Here is a 21,297-nt window from a genome sequence, read left to right as displayed (position 1 = left end):
TGACTACCGAAACGCGACAGAGTTCGCCGAATAAGCGGACCGGACAAAGATGAAGGAAAATTCTGAACGGGCTAACAGGCTGTAACGCGAGGTGGCTCAGTAAAGCATGGCCGCTCTTGTCAGGCCAGAAAATAATCACTGATGACCCGATTAGCGCCTTTTTTTACACAATGAGAGGATTCGTGGGAGGACATTGCCGCAGTGCGCAGCAGAAAAGAAGCGGGCCTGCGTATCAGGCCCGCAGCACGCTTAGCAGAGGATATTCAGCGTGACGTCGATGTTGTTGCGGGTCGCGTTTGAGTAAGGGCAGACGATATGTGCCGCATCCACCAGCTTCTGCGCTTCTGCTTCATCCATGCCAGGCAGATGAATGTTCAGCGTCGCTTCAATACCAAAACCGTTGGGAATAGGACCGATGCCCACTTCACCTTCGATCCATGCATCTTTTGGCATAGCGATTTTGTCACGGCCAGCAACAAACTTCATCGCGCCGATGAAGCAGGCAGAGTAACCCGCAGCAAACAGCTGCTCAGGGTTGGTGACTTCACCGCCTGCACCACCCATCTCTTTTGGCACGCCCAGTTTCACGTCCAGCACACCGTCAGAAGAGGTTGCACGACCATCGCGACCACCGGTTGCTTTGGCTTTGGCGCGGTAAACCACTTGTTCTAAAGACATGACATTTCTCCGTTACGCTATTTAATCGCCCGCTACTTATTTAACCGTAACCGGGCGGTGAGGTTCAGTGGGTGCGGCGCACCCAACCGCAATCTTTATCGGGACTGGTTCAGGTTGTCGCGCAACCCATCCAGCTGTAATTTCAGGGCCAGCAGGGCCTCATCTTCACAGGCCGTGGCACATTTAACGGCGTCAGGGATGGTCTCAGCCCTGGCGCGCAGCGCCCGGCCAGTCTCCGTCAGCGTCACCGCAACCTGCCGCTCATCCTGACGGGTGCGCTGCCGGTTAATCAGACCTGCGCTCTCCAGCCGCTTCAGCAAAGGCGTTAAGGTGGCCGAGTCTAAAAAGAGCTGCTCGCCAATCTCCGAGACCGTGACATCATCTTTTTGCCACAGCACCAGCATCACCAGATATTGCGGATAGGTAATATCGAGCTGGCTCAGCAGCTGGCGATAGACTTTGCTCATCGCCAGGTTGGCAGAATAAAGCGCAAAGCAGAGCTGCTGATCGACCAACAGTGGCATCGGTTTCACTTTTTTGTCATCTTGATCACTGTTCATACTGATGAATATAGATAGTGCGCTAGATAATTGCAAGCAAACTTTTGGCCAGGGGGAAAAGCATGCAGGATTCACTGGAAGAACAGGCTCGTCGCTTTGCCACCGAGGCACATGCCGGGGCCGGTCAGCGCCGCAAATATACCGATGAGCCATACATCGTTCATCCGGCTGCGGTCGCAGAGCTGGTGCGCAGCGTCAGTCACGACGAGGCGCTCTTAGCGGCGGCCTGGCTGCACGACACGGTGGAAGATACCGCCACGACGCAACAGGATATCGAAGCGCATTTTGGTCAGCGTGTGGCCAGCCTGGTGGAGATGCTGACCGACAGCGCCCCCGCCACGGCAAAGAATCGCGCCGCCCGCAAAGTAGCGCACTTCCGCCACACGGCCAGTGCCAGTCCTGAAGCGCAGACCATCAAACTGGCAGACATCATCGACAATACCCGCGCGATCGTCCGATTTGATCCCGATTTTGCACGGATTTACCTGGTAGAAAAACAGATCCAGATCGCCTTGCTGAAACAGGGCGATGCGCAGCTATGGCAGCAGGCTTCGACGATCATCGAAAGCGGACTGGCTCAGCTGCGGGAGCCGCCCTATAGCGTGCCGGAGAGCTGGTTTGCAAAGCAGGCGGCGAAATACAGCCTCTGACATCCATAAAAAAACCCGCCAGCGGCGGGTTCCTTCGTGCTGCCTGATCACTCAAGCAACTGCCGCCCCAGATAGGGGTTGGCATGTAATAACTTCATCAGTTTCTGCGCCGTCGCAGATGGACGGGTACGGCGGGCTTCCCAGCTTTTCACGGAAGAAACGCTCACGCCCATTACTTTCGCAAACTCATCAACCTGCATGCCGGTCATTTCACGCAGACGCTGCGGCTCTGGCTGGGCGGGTTGCTGACGCTGAATAAGTAACTCGGCGGCGCGATCATCACGTGTCAAAACAATCTGCTCAAGGCTGCTGAGCAATTCAAACATCGGGTCTTTTAATTCCATAGAGAACTCCTTAAAACTCACTATGAAGCACGTGAAAGTAGAGAGGTACGAGCCTGAAGTCAGGACTCTGAAACCGGGCCTGTTCCAGGCTGGATCCCGCAAGGGTTTGTTTTTGTTATGAGAGAAACCATTACGGGACACAGCCTGCGGTGCACTGCTTTAAAAGTTGTCAGGTCAATGCAACAAATGCCGGGAGACTAAGTATGGATAGAGACCTGACGATTTGCCGCGCAATTTGTAATTATTTTTTTAACTATGGTTTGCCGGAAAAATTCCAGCGCCTCTAACGTGCTGAGGCAGTTGATTTTTGCGCCTCCATAGCGGGCAAAAAAATCAATCGGTGTTTGCGATTTATGTGGAAGCCATCATGCTTTTTACTGGCATCTTCTCACTTCTGTGAGGCGCTGCACCTCTGCAGTGATGAGTGCAAAATATACGCCAATGGTTTACTTCCTGAACACATATATTCATCACTCTAATGAAAATAAGAATAATCCTGGCATACCCTTCAGCGTTGCCGCGCGTCGGCTCACGGTGCCGGACAGGAAAATCCGCTAATCTGAACGCTGTTTTTTTAGCAGATTAATCAACAGTGGACCTGAAGAAACGGCGGACGCCCCATTCCGGTGCGTTTATGCCGTCTGCGCCTGGCGTTATGCGCGACAAAAGTGCGCTCCCTGACTGTTGCGCAGACGGCGGCCCACACTCCCGATCCCGGCAAGGAAGAGCGATGCGTGAAACAGATTTTAATGTCGCTTACCCCTCTCATCGCGTCCCGATGATGGGGCGTAATGCGGTGGCGACATCACAACCGCTGGCGGCGCAGGCAGGCTTGCGTATGCTGCAGCAGGGGGGCAACGCGGTGGATGCGGCGATCGCCACGGCTATCGCCTTAACCGTACTGGAGCCGACCGGAAACGGCATTGGCAGCGATGCATTTGCGATCGTCTGGGATGGCAGTGAGCTGCATGGGCTCAACGCGTCAGGCCGTGCTCCGGCCGCCTGGCACCCCGGACGTTTTGCCGCCTTTGACGCCATGCCGGAAACCGGCTGGGAGTCAGTCACCATTCCTGGCGCGGTGTCGGCATGGGTCTCACTGGCGCAGCGCTTCGGCACCCTGCCGCTGACCACCCTGGCGCAACCGGCGATCGATTATGCGCGCGATGGTTTTCCGGTCTCACCGCTGATTAGCCAGCTGTGGCAGCGCGGCTACGACAAACTACGGGATCAGCCGGGCTTCAGCGACTGCTTTGCGCCCCAGGGCCGCCCGCCGCAGGCTGGGGAACTGTTCCGCAATCCGGCGCAGGCCGCCACCCTGCAGGAGATCGCCGAAACCCAGGGCGAGAGCTTCTATCGTGGCGCGCTGGCGCAGAAGATAGCGGCCTTCGCCCGTGAGCATGGCGCCGCCCTGACGCTGGAGGATCTGAAAAACCATCGGGCTGACTGGGTTACGCTGCTGTCGCATCCGTTTGCCGGTGGATCGGTCCAGGAGCTGCCGCCTAACGGTCAGGGCATCGCGACGCTGATCGCGCTGGGGATTCTGGAAGAGTGGGAGATCAACCGTCACGCACCCGATTCGCCGCAGTGGCTTCACCTCTCGATTGAGGCGATGAAACTGGCACTGGTCGATCTCGAACGCTATGTCACCGATGAAGATCACCTGGAATTTCCGGCGGCGCTGCTGCTGAGCCGGGACTATCTTCGCCAGCGGGCCGCACTAATCGATCCTGACAGAGCAGGCGATTTCCGCTTCGGCTCGCCGCAGCAAAGCGGCACTGTCTATGTGGCCGCCGGTGACAGCCAGGGCATGATGGTTTCGTTCATTCAGTCCAACTATATGGGTTTTGGCTCCGGCGTGGTCGTCCCCGGCACCGGCATCAGCCTGCAGAATCGCGGCGCGGGCTTCTCATGCGACCCGGCCCATCCCAACGTCGTGGCGGGCGGTAAGCGCCCTTTCCACACCATCATCCCCGCCTTTGCGCGGGATCAGCAGGGCCAGCCGCTGATGGCGTTTGGCGTGATGGGTGGCCCGATGCAGGCCCAGGGGCACGTTCAGCTGGCGCTGCGCATCATGCTGCACCGGCAGAATCCCCAGGCCGCGATTGATGCGCCGCGCTGGCGGGTGGTTCAGGGGCGCGAGGTGGTCTTCGAATCCACCCTCGATCGCAATACTCTGAGTACCCTGCGCCGCATGGGCCACAACGTGCTGCTGGAAGATCCGCTGAGCAACTACAACTTCGGCGGCGCACAGGCGATAGTGCGCGATCCTCAGGGGTTCTATATTGCAGCCAGTGAAAGCCGGAAAGATGGTCAGGCCGTGGTCTTTTAGGGCCGCCGCCAGAAAAACGCCGCCCGGAGAGCGGGACGCCTGCAAGCCGCGCAGGGCGCGCAGGGCGCGCCGCAGATCCTGCTCTGTTACCGCCATTTCAGAAAGCACCTGTTTTAGCGGCGGTTTCACATTGTGCCGTGGCGCGGGTTTGTTCTATTCTTTAGGCCATTCCTACCTGGACATCAGACAGTATCACCGACAGGAGTTGACCCTATGGCTTCAGGATTTACACGCCTCATGGCACGCGGCGGCATTATGCTCGCTGGCGCGCTGATCGTGCTGCAGCTCACCGCATGTGGTGACAAAGAGGGCGAGCAGCGTAAAGCATTTATCGACTTTCTCCAGAATACCGTGATGCGCAGCGGCGAGCATCTTCCCAGCCTCAGCGAAAACCAGAAGCAGAGCTTTGGCAACTTCGCCAGCGATTACGCCATTCTGTATGGCTTCTCGCAGCAGGCGAACAAAGCGGTCGAACAGGGAATGCGTCCGGTGGTGGATGAGCTTTCCGCGATTCGCGTTCCGCAGGATTATCTCAGCCGTCGCGACTCACTGCGTCAGGCCAACAGCGCCCTTGTGATTGTCACCCAGCAGATTGAAAGCGCCAAAATGCAGGCGGACAGCAGCAAAGCGGCCCTGAAGCAGTCGGATGATCTGAAAAAGGTCTACGACACCGCCTACAACAAAGTGGTAACGGTGCCCGCCAATCAGCTGATCCCGCTGCTGCCTAAACTGCAGGCGCTGAGCCAGGGTGCGGTACAGACCGGCGACTTCCTGCAACTGCAGGGCTCCCGGGTCAGCTTCAATGATGGCGGCGTACAGTTCCCGACCCAGGATCAGGCTACGCAATATAATGCGCTGATGAGCACGCTCTCTGCCAACGCTCAGGCCCTGCCTCAGGCCCAGGCGGCCGTTCAGGGTGGCATTCAGCAGTAAACCGCTTTCCGGGCAGAGGTGATCTCTCTGCCCCTCTCCCCACTCTTTCTCTTTGCCGCCAGGACCCGCAAAATGAAGTGTGATCTGGCGCATTTTCGACCAAAAATATTTTGTGACTTTCATCACATATTTATAACAAAGCGCCTTTCTCAGGATGTGATACAGCTCACAGATAACCGGCAAATCTGACTAAAAATCGCCCAATACAGAGGCATTCACGCCACTAATTGTGATCAGAGTCACGCTAATGACCCCTGCAGCCCCCCTTAATCAGTGACACAGATCACACTAATGTCATGCCCTACGCAGTGCCAGATTCGCGTGATAGAGTCCGCGTGCATACAGTAATACCACCGGCTTCAGGTCGGGGTGGCTAAACAAAAACAAACGCGCTCTCCTATTGCAGCGCGTCTCAATAAGGGGTGGGTTTATGTCCTCATCAGTGAAGGTCAAAGTACAGAGCTTTGGTCGCTTTCTGAGTAATATGGTGATGCCAAACATCGGGGCGTTTATCGCCTGGGGTATCATCACCGCGCTGTTTATTCCAACTGGCTGGATCCCTAACGAAACGCTGGCCAAACTGGTCGGCCCGATGATTACTTACCTGCTGCCGCTGCTGATCGGTTTCACCGGCGGACGTCTGGTGGGCGGAGATCGCGGCGGCGTAGTCGGTGCCATCACCACCATGGGTGTGATTGTCGGTGCAGATATGCCGATGTTCCTGGGGGCGATGATTGCCGGTCCGCTGGGTGGCTGGGCCATTAAGTCGTTTGACCGGGCCATTGACGGCAAAATCAAAAGCGGCTTCGAGATGCTGGTCAACAACTTCTCGGCCGGTATTATCGGGATGGTGCTGGCCCTGCTGGCATTCCTGGCCATTGGCCCGCTGGTAGAAGGTCTGTCGCATATTCTCGCGGCGGGCGTGAACCTGATGGTGCAGAACAACCTGCTGCCGCTGACCTCCATCTTCGTAGAACCGGCGAAAATCCTGTTCCTGAACAACGCCATCAACCACGGTATCTTCTCACCGCTCGGCATCCAGCAGGCGAGTGAAGCGGGTAAATCGATCTTCTTCCTGATCGAAGCGAACCCGGGTCCGGGGATGGGCGTGCTGATGGCCTACATGTTCTTTGGTCGTGGCAGTGCAAAACAGTCTGCGGGCGGTGCCGCCATTATCCACTTCCTGGGCGGCATCCATGAGATCTACTTCCCTTACGTGCTGATGGCGCCTCGTCTGCTGCTGGCCGTGATCCTGGGCGGGATGACCGGCGTCTTCACGCTGACCGTCCTGAATGGCGGCCTGGTCTCTCCTGCTTCACCGGGTTCTATCCTGGCGGTGCTGGCGATGACGCCAAAAGGCGCCTACTTCGCTAACGTCGCTGCTATCGCGGCCGCCTTTGCTGTCTCCTTTGTGGTTTCCGCTATCCTGCTGAAAACCAGCAAAGTGAAAGAAGATGACGACATCGAAGCCGCGACCCAGCGCATGCATGAGATGAAAGCGCAGTCCAAAGGCCAGAGCGCACCCGGTGCCGCCATTGCCAGCGACGCCATGAGCGTGGACCTGCATCATGTGCGTAAAATCATCGTTGCCTGTGATGCCGGTATGGGCTCCAGCGCCATGGGCGCAGGCGTGCTGCGTAAGAAAGTGCAGGATGCCGGTCTGCGCAATGTCTCGGTGACCAATACCGCGATTAACGCCCTGCCGGGTGATGTCGATCTGGTGATTACGCATCGTGACCTGACCGAACGCGCAATCCGTCAGGCGCCGCACGCGCAGCATATCTCGCTGAATAACTTCCTCGACAGCGCGCTCTACAGCACTCTGACCGAACGTCTGGTGGCGGCTAACCGCAGTGACGCGCATCGCGAAACCGTGAAGACGACGCTGGCCGATAGCTACGATGAAGGTAACGCGCATCTGTTTAAGCTGGGCGCGGATAACGTCTTCCTTGGCCTGACCGCCAGCAACAAAGAGCAGGCGATTCGCTTTGCCGGTGAACAGCTGGTGAAAGGCGGCTACGTCGAGCCGGAGTATGTGGAAGCGATGCTGGCGCGTGAAAAACTGACCCCGACCTATCTCGGTGAGTCAATCGCGGTGCCGCACGGCACGGTGGAAGCCAAAGATCGCGTGCTGAAAACCGGCGTGGTGTTCTGCCAGTATCCGGCAGGCGTCCTGTTCGGCGAAGAGCCGGAGGATGTGGCGCGTCTGGTGATCGGGATTGCGGCCCGCAATAACGAGCACATCCAGGTGATCACCAGCCTGACCAATGCGCTGGATGATGACAGCGTGATCGAGAAGCTGGCCAACACCAGCAGCGTGCAGGAAGTGCTGGATCTGCTGTCAGGCAAGCCTGCCATCGCATAATGTGGTGATATTTTCCCTGGGGCGGTCATGCCCGTCCCGATTTTCCGGGGCGGGTTTGCCCGCCCCATCGTCATTTAATATGGGTCAAAAATTATGAAAGCGTTACATTTCGGAGCAGGAAACATCGGTCGCGGCTTTATCGGCAAATTACTGGCTGATGCCGGTATCGAACTGGTTTTTGCTGATGTGAATCAGACGGTGCTGGATGCACTGAACGCGCGTCATGAGTACCCCGTTCATGTGGTTGGCGAACAGGCCAGAACAGAAATCGTGACCGGCGTCAGCGCCGTTAACAGCACCAGCGAGGCGATCGTCACCCTGGTGTCTGAGGTCGACCTGGTGACCACCGCCGTAGGTCCGCAGATCCTGGAGCGCATTGCCGGCAGCGTGGCGAAAGGGCTGGCTAAACGCAGCGATGACGGCACGACCCGTCCGCTGAATATCATCGCCTGTGAGAATATGGTGCGCGGCACCAGTCAGCTGAAACAGCATGTTCTGAAGGCGCTGCCTGAGCAGTATCACGCCTGGCTGGAGCAGCATGTCGGCTTTGTTGATTCCGCCGTCGACCGCATCGTGCCGCCCACGGAAGCGGGCAGCAGCGATCCGCTGGAAGTGACCGTTGAAACCTTCAGCGAGTGGATCGTCGACAAAACCCAGTTTAAAGGCGACCTGCCCACCATTCCGGGCATGGAGCTGACCGACAACCTGATGGCCTTTGTTGAGCGCAAACTCTTCACCCTGAACACCGGCCACGCGATTACCGCCTATCTTGGCCAGCTGGCCGGTCACCAGACCATTCGTGACGCCATTCTGGACGAAAAAATCCGGGCCGTGGTGAAAGGTGCGATGGAGGAGAGCGGCGCGGTGCTGATCCAGCGTTACGGTTTCGACGCGGAGAAACATGCGGCCTACATCCGCAAAATCCTGGGCCGTTTTGAAAACCCTTATCTGAAAGATGATGTTGAGCGCGTAGGCCGTCAGCCGCTGCGTAAACTGAGTGCGGGCGATCGCCTGATTAAGCCAACTCTGGGGACGCTGGAGTATGGTCTGCCACACGCCAGCCTGGTGCAGGGTATTGCTGCTGCAATGCACTATCACAGCGATCAGGACCCGCAGGCGCAGGAGCTGGCCGCGCTGCTGGCAGAAAAAGGTCCACAGGCGACCCTGGCTGAGATTTCCGGCCTGGATGCCGACAGCGAAGTGGTGGCTGCTGTGGTGAGCGCCTGGCACGCTATGGCATAATGCGCGCGTGTTAGTGACGCAAGCCGGGCGCAGTTCGCCTGCGCCCAACGGCGGTATTGAACCCATGCAGGCAATAATGGAAGAGAAGCAAGCTTTTGAGAACCGGGTGCTTGAGCGCCTGAACGCCGGTCGTTCGGTGAGAAGCTTTCTTATCGCCGCCGTTGAGCTATTGGCTGAAGCAGTCAATCTGCTGGTGCTGCAGGTGTTCCGCAAAGATGACTATGCGGTGAAGTATGCCGTGGAGCCACTGCTGCTGGGCGATGGTCCGCTGGGCGAACTCTCGGTTCGCCTGAAACTGATTTATGGCCTGGGCGTTATCAGCCGGCACGAATATGAAGATGGCGAACTGCTGCTGGCGCTGCGCGAAGAGCTGAACCACGATACCGCCGACTACCGTTTCACCGACGATGAAATCCTCGGCCCGTTTGGTGAGCTGCACTGTGTCACCGCCTGGCCGCCTGCCCCGGTGTTTCACACCGACGATGCGGAGCTGCGCAGTATGCAGCAGCAGCGCTATCTGCAGATGGTGCGATCCACCATGGTCCTGTCACTCACCGAACTGATCGCCCGCATCAGCACCAGGCAGGCGTTTAAAAAGCCCGGCAGCTAATCCCGTCAGGCGCCCTCTGCGGCGCCTTTTTTGTCTTACGCTGAGCGGGAACCCGCATCCGATTTGGTGTATCCTTAGCCTGTTTTCCTCAACGAGTTGTTGTCATGAAAGAGCAAGAAAAGAACGAAATCAAACTTCTCAGCGATAAGCTGGACGCACTGAACCGCAAAGAGCCGCAGTTACTGGAGTCGGGTGACACCGAGAAACTGGGCGCACTGCTGAAAGAGAAAGAAACGCTGGTCACGGAGATCGAGCGTCTGCGCAATCAGCGGGTTGAAAAGCTGAGTGCCGAAGCGCAGAAGTTGCAGAAAATGGGCTTCAGCCGCGAAATTACCAAAAAAGAGCAGGCTAATCTGGGTGCGCTGAAGAAAAGCGTGCGCGGCCTGGTAGTGGTGCATCCAATGACCGCGCTGGGACGTGAAATGGGCCTGAAAGTGATGACCGGCTTCGCCAGAACCGCCTTCTGAAGCGTCGATCAGGCCGCAGCCTGATCGACATCGGCTTTGCGTTCGCCAGCGGCGGCACAGACCTGTTCTGCCAGCGCATCCAGCAGTTCATAGCGACGGCGGTACTCTGCGCGCTTCTTGCTGGCGATCTCCTCCAGCGTTTTACGCGGCAGGCTCAGCGGCAGGGTAAACATCCCGTCACTGCGTGCCTCTCCACTCAGCGACAGCCAGAATTCACTGTAGCTGGCAAAGAACTTATCCCCTTTGCTGTGGCGATAGCGCAGACTGCGGAAGACGTGTGTCTCATCACCCACCGCCAGAATCTTCTCAACGCCACACTGTTTCGCAACAATAAACACCGCTTCCATTAACAAGCGTTTCGGGAAGAGACCCTGCGCGGCTTTTGTCGCTTCACGGATGACCTCATTATTGATATGTTTCCGCGGCCCCTGTAATCCGCCAATTAATAAGGTGCGCTGGTTATTCTCATTAAGAATAGAAAATGAAAGCGACGCGATAATTTCGTCGTTATAACGCAACACCAGCGTTACTTCGCCTTCGCGGTCAAAATAGCCTGAACTGCAGGAGAGTAAGAAGGCTTCGCCGTTTTTACCGGTCAGCGCCGCCAGCGGATTATCGGTGGCGCTCTGCAGCAGCTGACGCAGCGCAGGATTTTCCAGGTTATTCATCAGGGTATAATGATCGAGAATCGCCTGCGCACGCGCAGCAATACTCAGTCCTGAACGCAGATAAGGCCGGTGCAGCTTGGCGGGCAGCAGACCCTGGGTGCTCATCAGCAGAGGCAATTGCGGCAGACGCGACAGGGCATCCAGATAATGCAGCGTCGTCAGTGGTGATATTAAGGTCCTTAAGACAAATTTCATCCGGAACCGTTTACTTATCCAGAGTTTATCCGGAACATATTTACCACTAATTAACTGAAAAAAAAGCGAAGCAGAGGAATCTGTCGTAGTTTCGTGAGTAGTTATAATGGACATAGTCAGCGACACACAGTGGGTTAAGCAGGATTGTCACTGAAAATAACATAGCCAATATCAACGGCAGGTTAATGCGGAATAACATTAAAACTGATTTATGACGATTTCTGGTTCCATCTGAGAATGCGCAATATAAAGCAAAAAAAAACCGGCGAAATAGATTTCACCGGTTGAGCGGTTAACGCCGGATTAACTTACTGCGCTGCAGCGAAGCGGGCTGCCGCTTCGTCCCAGTTAACCACGTTCCAGAACGCTTTGATGTAGTCAGGACGCTTGTTCTGATACTTCAGGTAGTAAGCGTGTTCCCACACATCCAGACCGATGATCGGGAAGCCAGATACGCCGGCAACCGCTTCACCCATCAGCGGGTTATCCTGGTTTGCGGTTGAGACCACGGCCAGCTTGTCGCCTTTCTTAACCAGCCACGCCCAGCCTGAACCGAAACGGGTCGCTGCGGCTTTCTCGAACTCTTCCTGGAATTTTTCCACGCTGCCGAAATCTTTCTCGATAGCCGCTTTCAGGTCGCCCTGCAGGGTGGTGCCGGTTTTCAGGCCTTTCCAGAACAGGCTGTGGTTCGCGTGACCGCCTGCGTTGTTGCGCAGCGGACCTTTTTTGTCTGCTGGCAGCTGATCCAGTTTGGTGATCAGCTCGTCGACCGGCAGATCGGCAAATTCAGTGCCTTCCAGCGCCGCGTTGGCGTTGTTCACATAGGTCTGGTGATGTTTAGTGTGATGGATTTCCATCGTCTGCTTGTCGAAATGCGGTTCCAGTGCGTCGTATGCGTAAGGCAGGGATGGCAGTGAATAACTCATGTTCTTCCTCTCCATTTAATATGAGCAGCACGACAGATTCGGGACGTGCCGCGTAAGCAGTCGAATCATTATAGTTAAATTCATGTAGCGTAAAAGGGTAATCAATGCCCTAATAACCATAAGGATTTGCGAAACCCGGCAAAAGCAACCCGTTGTTTTTACAGCGGGCAGCTGCACGCTCTGCTTACAGAGATCGGATCGCGCCCACGGTTATGCAGGCGCGCCATCTGCCCGGATGCCGCGCCTGCCCTGCCCTTTGCCTTAGCGACCCAGCTCGCGCAGTGCGCTGTCGAGCGCCCCCACCAGCCAGTCGATGTCGCTTTCCTGGAAAGCCAGAGGCGGGCGCAGTTTCAGTACATTCCCATAGGGGCCGGCGACCGAGGTCAGCACGCGATGTTCACGCAGCTTCTCAATCAGATCCAGCGCCAGCGTCTTATCCGGCGTTTTGCTGTGACGATCGGTGACCAGTTCAAAGCCGATAAACAGCCCGGCACCGCGCACATCCCCCACGCACTCAAAGCGATCCATCAGCGTACGCAGCTCAGCCAGCAGCTTCGCACCGACCACGCGGCTGTGTTCCTGTAATCCCTCTTCGGTGATCACTTTCAGCACCGCCTGCGCCGCCGCCATCGCGACCGGGTTGCCGCCAAAGGTATTGAAGTAAGGAATCGAGTCGCTGAAGGCGGCCAGCACCTCGCTTTTTGCCAGCAGTCCGGAGACCGGGATGCCGTTGCCCATCGGCTTGCCGGTGGTGATCAGATCGGGCACCACATCGTGACGGCCAAAGCCCCAGAACGCGTCGCCGGTGCGGCCAAAGCCTGGCTGAACTTCATCGGCAATAAAGATACCGCCGTTGGCATGCACCACCTCGACGGCTTTTTTCAGGAAGCCGCGCGGGTCGGGCAGGACGCCGTCCGACGAGAAGATCGAATCCGCCAGGAATCCGGCAAACTTAATGCCGTGCGCGGCCATATCATCAATCTGCTGCTGAATCTGGCTGGCGAACCAGTCGCCCAGATCCGGGGCATCCACGCGATAAGCATCCGGCGGCATCACCAGCCGGGTGGTCGGCGCCAGCGGTTGCCCGCTGCCCAGCGCCGGAGAGGCCCCGGAGGTCAGCTCGCTGGTGCCGTGATAGGCCTCTTTGGTGACGATAATCCCGGTGCCGCCGCTGAAGGCGCGCGCTACGCGGATCGCCAGATCGTTGGCTTCCGAGCCGGTACACATATACATGGCGCGATCGATCGCCGCAGGTGTCGTCGCCAGCAGTGCTTCGCTGTAGTCGAGAATATTTTCATGCAGATAACGGGTGTGGGTGTTCAGCCTTTTCATCTGCTGCGTCACCGCGTCAGTCACGGCCGGATGACAGTGACCAATGCTGGCCACATTGTTGTAGACGTCGAGATATTTATCGCCCGCCGCATCCCACAGATACTGCCCCTCTCCCCGCACCAGATGAACCGGCTTGCGATAGAACAGGCGATAGGATTCACCAAGCACCTTGCTGCGTTTATCGGTCAGCTTGCGCGTCTCGCTGTCCAGCGCAGCGGCATGTTCGGCACGAAAACTGTTGGTATCCATAATGGTGGAACGCGTGGCCATAATTGACTCCGGTTTCAGGGATAAAGGGGAAGAGCGGATGCCCTTATCATGCCTGCCTGCGCCAAAAATGCAACAAAATACACAAATGCAATAAAATACACATGACGGCGGCAAGGAGTCGCGCTAAGCTGGCCCCCGATTCAGACGGACGCCAGCGCCCGACTGGCGTATTATCCGTGCTCTTCGCGCTTTATAAGGAAACCACTATGCTGCAGGAAATGCGTCTTCACCGTATCTGTGCCTTACTGACCCGGCTTAACCAGGTGAGTACCGAACGCATTATCAGGGAGCTGGAGGTGTCTCGCGAAACCGCGCGCCGGGACATGATTGAGCTGGAAGCGCTGGGGCTGGCGCGCCGGGTGCATGGCGGGCTGGTGGCGCTGGAAACCCCAGCCGAACCGCCACTTACTGAGCGCCGCAGCCAGCAGACCCGTGAGAAGCGCGCTATCGCCCGCGCAGCTGCGCAGCTGCTGCAGCCCGGACAGACGCTGTTCCTGGACGCGGGCAGCACCACCACGTTTCTGGCAGAGGAGCTGCACGCCCTTTCCGGCCTGACGATCCTCACCAACAGCCTGCAGGCGGCGCTGGCCCTGAGCGCCGGAGAGGAAGATCAGACGCTGAACAATCAGATTATTTTGCTGGGCGGGAGCATGTCTGCGGGCGCACAGCAGACGCGCGGCGAAATCACCGTCGGCGAAATTATGCGCTACCGTGCCGATATTGCGCTGCTGTCGCCGGTGGGCGTGGAGGCGGATAGCGGGGCCACCAGCTTTCATCCGCACGAAGCGGCGATTGCGCGTGCGATGGTGCAGCAGTCTGCATCCTGCTATCTGCTGGCCGATCACAGCAAGCTGGGCGTGGTCAGCCGCACGGTCTATGCGCCACCGCAGGCGATCTCTCTGCTGATTACCGACGGTGGCGGCGGCGACGGTGCCGCCCTTGCGGCGTTGCAGCAGCAACTGCCGGAGGTAATGGTGGTTTAACGCAGCCGCTGAGGGTGGCTGTAGATGGTGGCCCGGCCCGGTTTGCTGAAGCCGGCCAGCGTCAGGTTGCAGCGCTCAGCGACCTCCACCGCCAGGCGGGTCGCCGCCGAGACGGCAAACAGGATTTCCACGCCGCACATGGCGGACTTCTGCACCATTTCATAGCTGGCGCGGCTGGAGACAAGAACCGCGCCCGGCCCCCAGTCGGCCTGGCTGCGATAGCCCAGCAGCTTGTCCAGCGCCACATGGCGCCCCACATCTTCGCAGCCCCCGGCCAGCTGACCGTCGGGCTGGATCCATGCGGCCGCATGGGTACAGCCGGTAAGCTGGCCGACCGGCTGATACGCTTTCAGCTCGCCCAGCGCCCGATCCAGCCTGTCCAGCGCAAAAGTCTGGGTAAAGGGCAGCGGCGAGAGCGGCTTGCCGATCTGTTCCAGCTGTTCAACGCCACAGACGCCACAGCCCGTCCGCCCTGCCAGGGCGCGGCGCTGCGCTTTGAGGGCCATAAAACGGCGGCTGGAAAGCTCAATCTGCACCTCTATACCGTCGCAGCCCGGCACGATATCCATACCAAAAATGTCGCCGGGCGCATCGATAATGCCCTCCGAGAGCGAAAAGCCCAGCGCAAACGCCTCCAGATCTTTTGGCGTGGTCATCATCACGACGTGAGAGATGCCGTTATAGACCAGCGCCACCGGCACTTCGTCCGCCAGCCAGTCTGAACGGGCGGCCGTCAGATCGTCACGCTGCCACACCTGCGTCATGCTGACACCGGCCTGAGTTGTTAAATCTTCGCCTGAGTCAGGCTGGATAGCTTTCAAAAAATATGACCTGTTGTTAATAAATGATGAAATTCAGCGTCGTATTCCGCCGCGTCCTGATTCTGCCTCTAAGCCCCGGGTTGCGCAAATAAACCGCGGGGCAATTCATGCGGTTTTACCGTCGCAGCGGGCTGGCGCGCCCGCTGGTGCAGAAAATGAGAAGGGTCATTTTTCAGGCATAACATCAGTAAGCATATAACAACAGTAATCCGTGGCGGCCGCTGAAAATCTGCTTGCAACTTCCCTTCACTGTCGAGGGTTTTTAACAAAATGTAGGAAATGAATTACTAATGACTAACCTGTTGACCCTGGTCAACTTAGACGCAGATAAGACTGTTATTTTGCAGGGCTTCGCAATGGAGCCGATACAGAAGAACGAAAATGCAAATAAACAGACGGAGTTTTTTTAAAATCTGTGCAGGCGGCCTGGCGGGAACCAGTGCTGCGCTACTCGGTTTTGCCCCCACCACAGCCTTAGCCAGCGTCAGAGAATTCAAACTCATCCGCGCCAGAGAAACCCGCAATAACTGTACCTACTGCTCGGTCGGCTGCGGCATGCTGATTTACAGCCTGGGCGATGGGGCGAAGAATGCCAGCGCCTCGATTTATCACATCGAAGGCGATCCTGATCATCCGGTCAGCCGGGGATCGCTCTGCCCGAAAGGGGCGGGCGTGCTCGACTTTATTCACAGCGAGCAGCGACTGAAATATCCGGAATATCGTGCGCCCGGTTCCGATAAATGGCAGCGCATCAGCTGGGAAGAAGCCTTTGATCGCATCGCCCGGCTGATGAAGCAGGACCGCGATGCCCATTTCCAGACCACCAATGCGGCGGGCGTGACGGTCAACCGCTGGCCGACCACCTCTATGCTCTGCTCTTCCGCCGCCAGCAATGAAACCGGCCTGCTCGATCAGAAATTTGCCCGGGCGCTGGGGATTCTGGCGCTGGAAAATCAGGCGCGCCTCTGTCACGGCCCGACTGTCGCCGCACTCGCGCCGAGCTTTGGTCGCGGAGCGATGACCAACAACTGGAATGACATTAAAAATGCCAACGTAGTGATGATTATGGGCGGCAACCCCGCCGAAGCACATCCGGTGGGGTTTAAGTGGGTCATCGAAGCGAAAATCCATAACAACGCCCAGGTTATCGTGGTCGATCCGCGCTTTAACCGTTCAGCGGCGGTAGCCGATCACTATGCGCCACTGCGGGCGGGCAGCGACGTGGTTTTCCTGATGGGCATCGTCAACTATCTCCTGCAGCACAATCAGATCCAGCAGGAGTATGTGCGCGCCTTTACCAATGCCGCCCTGATTGTCAAAGAGGACTTCAGCTTCAGCGACGGCCTGTTCAGCGGCTACGATGCCGCGTCCCGTCAGTACGACCGCCAGAGCTGGCACTATGAGCTGGATGAAAAGGGCTTTGCCCGCCGCGATGAGAGCCTCACGCATCCGCGCTGCGTCCTGAACCTGCTGAAAGCCCATGCCAGCCGTTACACCCCGGACATGGTGACGCGCCTGTGCGGGACCTCGCAGGATGCCTTTATGACGGTGTGTGAACAGCTTGCCTCCACCTCCGTTCCTAATCGCACTGCGACGATTCTTTATGCGCTGGGCTGGACCCATCATACTAATGGCTCACAGATTATCCGCACGGCGGCGATGATCCAGCTGCTGCTGGGCAACATCGGGATGCCAGGCGGCGGGATCAATGCACTGCGCGGGCACTCCAACGTGCAGGGCTTTACCGATCTCGGTCTGCTGACGCAGAGTCTGCCGGGTTATCTGCCACTGCCCTCCGAGAAGATGACCACCCTGACGACCTACCTGCAGCAGGCCACACCGGCTGCGGCCCTGCCGGAACAGGTCAACTACTGGCAGAACACCGATAAATTCTTCGTCAGCCTGATGAAGAGCTTCTATGGCGATAAGGCCACGGCAGAGAATCAGTGGGGCTACGACTGGCTGCCGAAGTGGGATAAAAGCTACGACTGCATGGCGCAGGCGGAGATGATGGAGCAGGGGGCGCTGAACGGCTGTCTGATTCAGGGCTTCAACATGCTGGCGGCCTTCCCGGATAAAAACAAAGCGGTCCGCGCACTTTCTCGCCTGAAATATATGGTGGTGATCGATCCGCTGCGCACGGAGACGGCCAGCTTCTGGCAGCATCACGACGCGTTTAACGATGTCGACCCGTCGACCATTCAGACCGAAGTGTTCCGCCTGCCCTCCTCCTGCTTCGCGGAAGAGTCGGGATCGGTGGCGAACTCATCGCGCTGGCTGCAGTGGCACTGGGCGGCCGCCGAGCCACCGGCGGAGGCGCTGCACGACGGTAAAATTCTCGGCAACCTCTTTATGCGGCTGCGCGCGCTCTATCGTCTGGAGGGCGGCGCCGCGCCGGAACCGCTGATGGCAATGCGCTGGGATTACCGCGATCCCTACAATCCTGAGCCGGAAGAGGTCGCGCAGGAGAGCAACGGCCAGGCGCTGACCGATATTTATGACGCCAGCGGCAAGCTGCTGCTGAAAAAAGGCCAGCAGCTCAACGGGTTCGCTGAACTGCGTAACGACGGCACCACCGCCAGCGCCTGCTGGATTTACAGTGGCAGCTGGACGCAGGAGGGCAATCAGATGGCACGGCGCGACAACGCCGATCCGTCGGGGCTGGGTGCGGTCTCCGGCTGGGCCTGGGCCTGGCCTGCTAACCGCCGCATTCTCTACAACCGCGCCTCTGCGGATGCGCAGGGCAAAGCCTGGGATCCCGCCCGTCGCCTGATCGAGTGGGATGGCGCGCGCTGGCAGGGTATCGACGTGCCAGATTATCCGGTCACCCTGTCGCCACAGAAGCAGGCCGGTCCCTTTATTATGCAGCCCGATGGCCTGGGTCATCTGTTTGCGCTCGATAAAATGGCCGACGGCCCGTTCCCGGAACATTATGAGCCGATGGAAAGCCCGCTCGCCGATAACCCTCTGCATCCGCAGCAGCGCCACAGTCCGGTCGTCCGGCTGTTCAGCAGCGACGCCGCCCGGCTGGGCAAGGCCGCTGACTACCCCTGTGTCGCCACCACCTACTCCATCACCGAACTGTTCCGTCACTGGACCAAACATGCCCTGCTGAATGCGATTGCGCAGCCGGAGCAGTTTGTTGAGATCGGCACCGAACTGGCCGAGGAGAAAGGGATCCGCGCCGGTGACAGCGTCAAAGTCACGTCGCAGCGTGGCTATATCAACGCTAAAGCGGTGGTCACCCGTCGTCTGCAGCGTCTGACGATTGATGGCAGACCGGTCGACACCGTGGGCATTCCCTGTCACTGGGGCTTTGAAGGCACCACGCGGAAGGGCTTCCTGGCCAATACGCTGACGCCGTCGGTCGGCGATGCCAACTCGCAGACCCCGGAGTACAAGGGATTCTTAGTAAAAGTCGAAAAAGCGTAACGGTGGATGACAATGGCTTATCAATCACAAGATATTATCCGTCGCTCGGCGACCAATGGCTTTACCCCACCGCCGCAGGCGCGCGATCACCAGCGTCAGGTGGCAAAACTGATCGACGTCACCACCTGTATCGGCTGCAAAGGCTGCCAGGTGGCCTGCTCGGAGTGGAACGACATCCGCGATGAGGTCGGGCATAACATCGGGGTCTATGACAATCCTGTCGACCTCAGCGCCAAATCCTGGACGGTGATGCGCTTCTCGGAAGTTGAGGAGGATGGCCGGCTGGCCTGGCTGATCCGCAAAGAGGGCTGCATGCACTGCGCCGATCCCGGCTGCCTGAAAGCCTGCCCGTCGGCAGGCGCCATCATCCAGTACGCCAACGGCATCGTCGACTTCCAGTCTGAGCAGTGCATCGGCTGCGGCTACTGCATCGCGGGCTGTCCGTTCAACGTGCCACGGCTCAACAAAGAGGATAACCGCGCCTATAAGTGCACCCTGTGCGTGGATCGCGTCAGCGTCGGCCAGGAACCCGCCTGCGTGAAAACCTGTCCGACCGGAGCCATTCATTTCGGCAGCAAAAGCGACATGCTGACGCTGGCGGAAGCGCGCATCACGGAGCTGAAGTCACGCGGATTTAAAAATGCCGGTCTCTATAACCCGGAAGGCGTGGGCGGCACCCACGTCATGTATGTGCTGCATCACGCTGACAGGCCACAGCTCTATCACGGGCTGCCGGCGAATCCGGGCATCAGCCCGACCGTGACCTTCTGGAAAGGGATCTGGAAACCGCTGGCGGCAGTGGGTTTTGCCGCGACGTTTGCCGCATCAATTTTCCACTATGTTGGCGTGGGCCCGAATCGCGTCACGGAGCATGACGACAACAGCGATCAGCCTGAGGAGCATCAATAATGAAAAAGCCCGATCATCTGGTGCGTTACCGCGCACCCGAACGCATCAATCACTGGATTGTCGCGATTTGCTTTGTCATGGCCGCGTTAAGCGGGTTAGGGTTTTTCTTCCCCTCTTTTAACTGGCTGATGCAGATATTCGGCACGCCACAACTGGCGCGTATCCTGCATCCTTTCACCGGCGTAGTGATGTTTGCGGCGTTTATGCTGATGTTTTTGCGTTACTGGAAACATAATCTGATCACCCGCGATGACCTTTACTGGGCCAGAAACATTCATCGGATTGCGCTGAATGAAGAGGTGGGCGATACCGGTAAATATAACTTTGGTCAGAAGTGTGTGTTCTGGGCTGCTATCATCAGCTTAGTGTTGCTGCTTGTAAGCGGTATTGTGATCTGGCGGCCTTACTTTGCGGATGCCTTTGCCATTCCCCTGATTCGTCTGGCGCTGATTGTGCATTCGGTCTCTGCGGTGGCGCTGATCATCGTCATTATGGTGCACATTTATGCTGCATTGTGGGTCAAAGGGACCCTGACCGCGATGGTGGAAGGCTGGGTCAGCGCCGAATGGGCCAGACAGCATCATCCCCGGTGGTACCGTGAGCAGCGTAACCGGCCAATAAAACAGGAAAAACGCCCCTGATGAGTATTCGCATAATCCCGCAGGACCAGCTGGAGAAAGGCGAAAAAACAACGGCGGAGATGATTCCGCCGTTACTTTTTCCCCGGCTGAAAAATTTATACAGCCGCCGTGCCGCGCGATTGCGCGACCTGGCGGCGAAAAATCCACTCGGCGACTATCTGCGCTTCGCGGCGACGATCGCGGAAGCGCAGGAGATTGTGCTGTATGACCATCCGCTGCACATGGATCTTCATGCCCGGCTGACGCAGAGCGCCCGCGAGGGCAAGCCGCCGCTCAATATTCACACCCTGCCGCGTGATCCGCACTGGCAGCGGCTGCTCCATTCGCTGATTGCCGAGCTGAAGCCGGAGATGAGCGGCCAGGCGCTGGCGGTGCTGGAGAATCTGGAAAAGGCCTCTGCCACGGAGCTGGAGACGCTGGCCAGCGCCCTGTTTACCGGCGAGTATGCGCAGGTCAGCAGCGATAAAGCGCCCTTTATCTGGGCAGCCCTCTCGCTCTACTGGGCACAGATGGCCGCGCTGATCCCCGGCAAAGCGCGGGCGGAGATGGGCGAGCAGCGCCAGTTCTGCCCGGTCTGCGCCAGTATGCCGGTCGCCAGCGTGGTGCACATGGGCAGCCACGAAGGCGCGCGCTATCTGCACTGCAATCTGTGCGAGAGTGAGTGGCATGTGGTACGCAGCAAATGCACCCAGTGCGAACAGTCCCGGGATCTGCACTACTGGTCGCTCGAAAGCGAACAGGCGGCCGTGAAGGCCGAGAGCTGCGGCGACTGTGGCACCTATCTGAAGATGCTCTATCAGGAGAAAGATCCGGCCATTGAACCGGTGGCGGATGACCTGGCGTCGCTGATACTGGATGCCAGAATGGAGCAGGAAGGCTTCGCGCGCAGTAGTCTCAATCCCTTTATGTTTCCTGGCGAATAGTCACTGACTCCGGAGAACC

19 protein-coding genes are annotated in these 21,297 nt (G+C 58.1%); 12 read left to right on the top strand and 7 right to left on the bottom strand.

From position 1 onward, the window contains the following. Nucleotides 1–249: 249 nt before the first annotated feature. Both AB1748_RS02445 and AB1748_RS02440 read right to left on the bottom strand, forming a co-directional pair. Nucleotides 250–678, bottom strand: a complete 429-nt coding sequence (locus AB1748_RS02445; RefSeq protein WP_111141303.1) for an organic hydroperoxide resistance protein — start codon at nt 676–678, stop codon at nt 250–252. Nucleotides 679–773: 95 nt separating this feature from the next. Continuing rightward, entirely contained in the window at nt 774–1,238 is a 465-nt protein-coding gene (locus tag AB1748_RS02440; protein ID WP_111141304.1) for a MarR family winged helix-turn-helix transcriptional regulator, read from the bottom strand. A gap of 62 nt (nt 1,239–1,300) precedes the next feature. Here AB1748_RS02440 and AB1748_RS02435 point away from each other — a divergent pair, with 62 nt between their 5' ends. Then, the gene (locus AB1748_RS02435; protein ID WP_293770683.1) at nt 1,301–1,888 is read left to right on the top strand and encodes an HD domain-containing protein; all 588 of its coding nucleotides are present in this window, start codon (nt 1,301–1,303) and stop codon (nt 1,886–1,888) included. 47 nt (nt 1,889–1,935) lie between these two features. Here the strand turns inward: AB1748_RS02435 and AB1748_RS02430 are convergent, their stop codons facing one another. Further along, nucleotides 1,936–2,232 (bottom strand): HTH-type transcriptional regulator, encoded by a 297-nt coding sequence (locus tag AB1748_RS02430; protein WP_010257438.1) that lies wholly within the window; start codon nt 2,230–2,232, stop codon nt 1,936–1,938. Between the two features lie 730 nt (nt 2,233–2,962). Here AB1748_RS02430 and AB1748_RS02425 point away from each other — a divergent pair. The 6 genes from AB1748_RS02425 (at nt 2,963) to AB1748_RS02400 (ending at nt 10,178) form a co-directional block, all read left to right on the top strand. Further along, the gene (locus tag AB1748_RS02425) at nt 2,963–4,561 is read left to right on the top strand and encodes a gamma-glutamyltransferase family protein (protein ID WP_367395964.1); all 1,599 of its coding nucleotides are present in this window, start codon (nt 2,963–2,965) and stop codon (nt 4,559–4,561) included. Between the two features lie 213 nt (nt 4,562–4,774). Continuing rightward, nucleotides 4,775–5,494, top strand: a complete 720-nt coding sequence (locus AB1748_RS02420) for a DUF3053 domain-containing protein (RefSeq protein WP_111141307.1) — start codon at nt 4,775–4,777, stop codon at nt 5,492–5,494. 430 nt (nt 5,495–5,924) lie between these two features. Further along, entirely contained in the window at nt 5,925–7,859 is a 1,935-nt protein-coding gene (locus AB1748_RS02415; protein ID WP_111141308.1) for a PTS mannitol transporter subunit IICBA, read from the top strand. 93 nt (nt 7,860–7,952) lie between these two features. Then, nucleotides 7,953–9,101, top strand: coding sequence for a mannitol-1-phosphate 5-dehydrogenase (gene mtlD, locus AB1748_RS02410; protein WP_293770690.1), 1,149 nt, complete (start codon nt 7,953–7,955; stop codon nt 9,099–9,101). 64 nt (nt 9,102–9,165) lie between these two features. Beyond that, entirely contained in the window at nt 9,166–9,711 is a 546-nt protein-coding gene (gene mtlR / locus AB1748_RS02405; protein WP_199560031.1) for a mannitol operon repressor MtlR, read from the top strand. Nucleotides 9,712–9,815: 104 nt separating this feature from the next. After that, entirely contained in the window at nt 9,816–10,178 is a 363-nt protein-coding gene (locus AB1748_RS02400; protein ID WP_111141311.1) for a YibL family ribosome-associated protein, read from the top strand. An 8-nt stretch (nt 10,179–10,186) separates the two neighbouring features. On the opposite strand, the gene AB1748_RS02395 is transcribed toward AB1748_RS02400, so the two are convergent. The 3 genes from AB1748_RS02395 to AB1748_RS02385 all read right to left on the bottom strand — a co-directional run bounded on the left by AB1748_RS02395 (nt 10,187) and on the right by AB1748_RS02385 (nt 13,569). Further along, on the bottom strand, nt 10,187–11,155 hold the full coding sequence (locus AB1748_RS02395) for a VirK/YbjX family protein (RefSeq protein WP_111141312.1): 969 nt from the start codon (nt 11,153–11,155) through the stop codon (nt 10,187–10,189). Between the two features lie 194 nt (nt 11,156–11,349). Further along, nucleotides 11,350–11,967 (bottom strand): superoxide dismutase [Mn], encoded by a 618-nt coding sequence (gene sodA, locus AB1748_RS02390; protein ID WP_111141313.1) that lies wholly within the window; start codon nt 11,965–11,967, stop codon nt 11,350–11,352. Between the two features lie 261 nt (nt 11,968–12,228). Beyond that, complete coding sequence (locus AB1748_RS02385) at nt 12,229–13,569, bottom strand: aspartate aminotransferase family protein (RefSeq protein WP_111141314.1); 1,341 nt, start codon at nt 13,567–13,569, stop codon at nt 12,229–12,231. A 206-nt stretch (nt 13,570–13,775) separates the two neighbouring features. On the opposite strand from AB1748_RS02385, the gene AB1748_RS02380 reads away from it, so the two are divergent. Beyond that, on the top strand, nt 13,776–14,552 hold the full coding sequence (locus tag AB1748_RS02380) for a DeoR/GlpR family DNA-binding transcription regulator (RefSeq protein ID WP_367395963.1): 777 nt from the start codon (nt 13,776–13,778) through the stop codon (nt 14,550–14,552). On the opposite strand, the gene fdhD is transcribed toward AB1748_RS02380, so the two are convergent. Further along, the gene (gene fdhD, locus AB1748_RS02375; protein WP_233499006.1) at nt 14,549–15,316 is read right to left on the bottom strand and encodes a formate dehydrogenase accessory sulfurtransferase FdhD; all 768 of its coding nucleotides are present in this window, start codon (nt 15,314–15,316) and stop codon (nt 14,549–14,551) included. The genes AB1748_RS02380 and fdhD overlap by 4 nt on opposite strands. 438 nt (nt 15,317–15,754) lie before the next feature. Here fdhD and fdnG point away from each other — a divergent pair, with 438 nt between their 5' ends. The 4 genes from fdnG to fdhE are packed head-to-tail and all read left to right on the top strand — an operon-like array spanning nt 15,755 to nt 21,278. Next, nucleotides 15,755–18,805 (top strand): formate dehydrogenase-N subunit alpha, encoded by a 3,051-nt coding sequence (gene fdnG / locus AB1748_RS02370; RefSeq protein WP_367395962.1) that lies wholly within the window; start codon nt 15,755–15,757, stop codon nt 18,803–18,805. 12 nt (nt 18,806–18,817) lie between these two features. Next, nucleotides 18,818–19,714, top strand: a complete 897-nt coding sequence (fdxH, locus tag AB1748_RS02365; protein WP_111141318.1) for a formate dehydrogenase subunit beta — start codon at nt 18,818–18,820, stop codon at nt 19,712–19,714. Beyond that, nucleotides 19,714–20,355 (top strand): formate dehydrogenase cytochrome b556 subunit, encoded by a 642-nt coding sequence (gene fdoI / locus AB1748_RS02360; protein ID WP_111141319.1) that lies wholly within the window; start codon nt 19,714–19,716, stop codon nt 20,353–20,355. The genes fdxH and fdoI overlap by 1 nt, the downstream gene beginning before the upstream one ends. Then, a complete protein-coding gene (fdhE, locus tag AB1748_RS02355; protein WP_111141320.1) occupies nt 20,355–21,278 on the top strand; it encodes a formate dehydrogenase accessory protein FdhE in 924 nt (307 codons plus the stop codon). The genes fdoI and fdhE overlap by 1 nt, the downstream gene beginning before the upstream one ends. The last annotated feature ends 19 nt before the right edge of the window (nt 21,279–21,297 follow it).

Origin of the sequence: Pantoea sp. Ep11b (assembly GCF_040783975.1) — a bacterium.
Lineage (GTDB): Bacteria > Pseudomonadota > Gammaproteobacteria > Enterobacterales > Enterobacteriaceae > Pantoea.
This window is presented reverse-complemented; position numbering and strand designations above follow the sequence as displayed.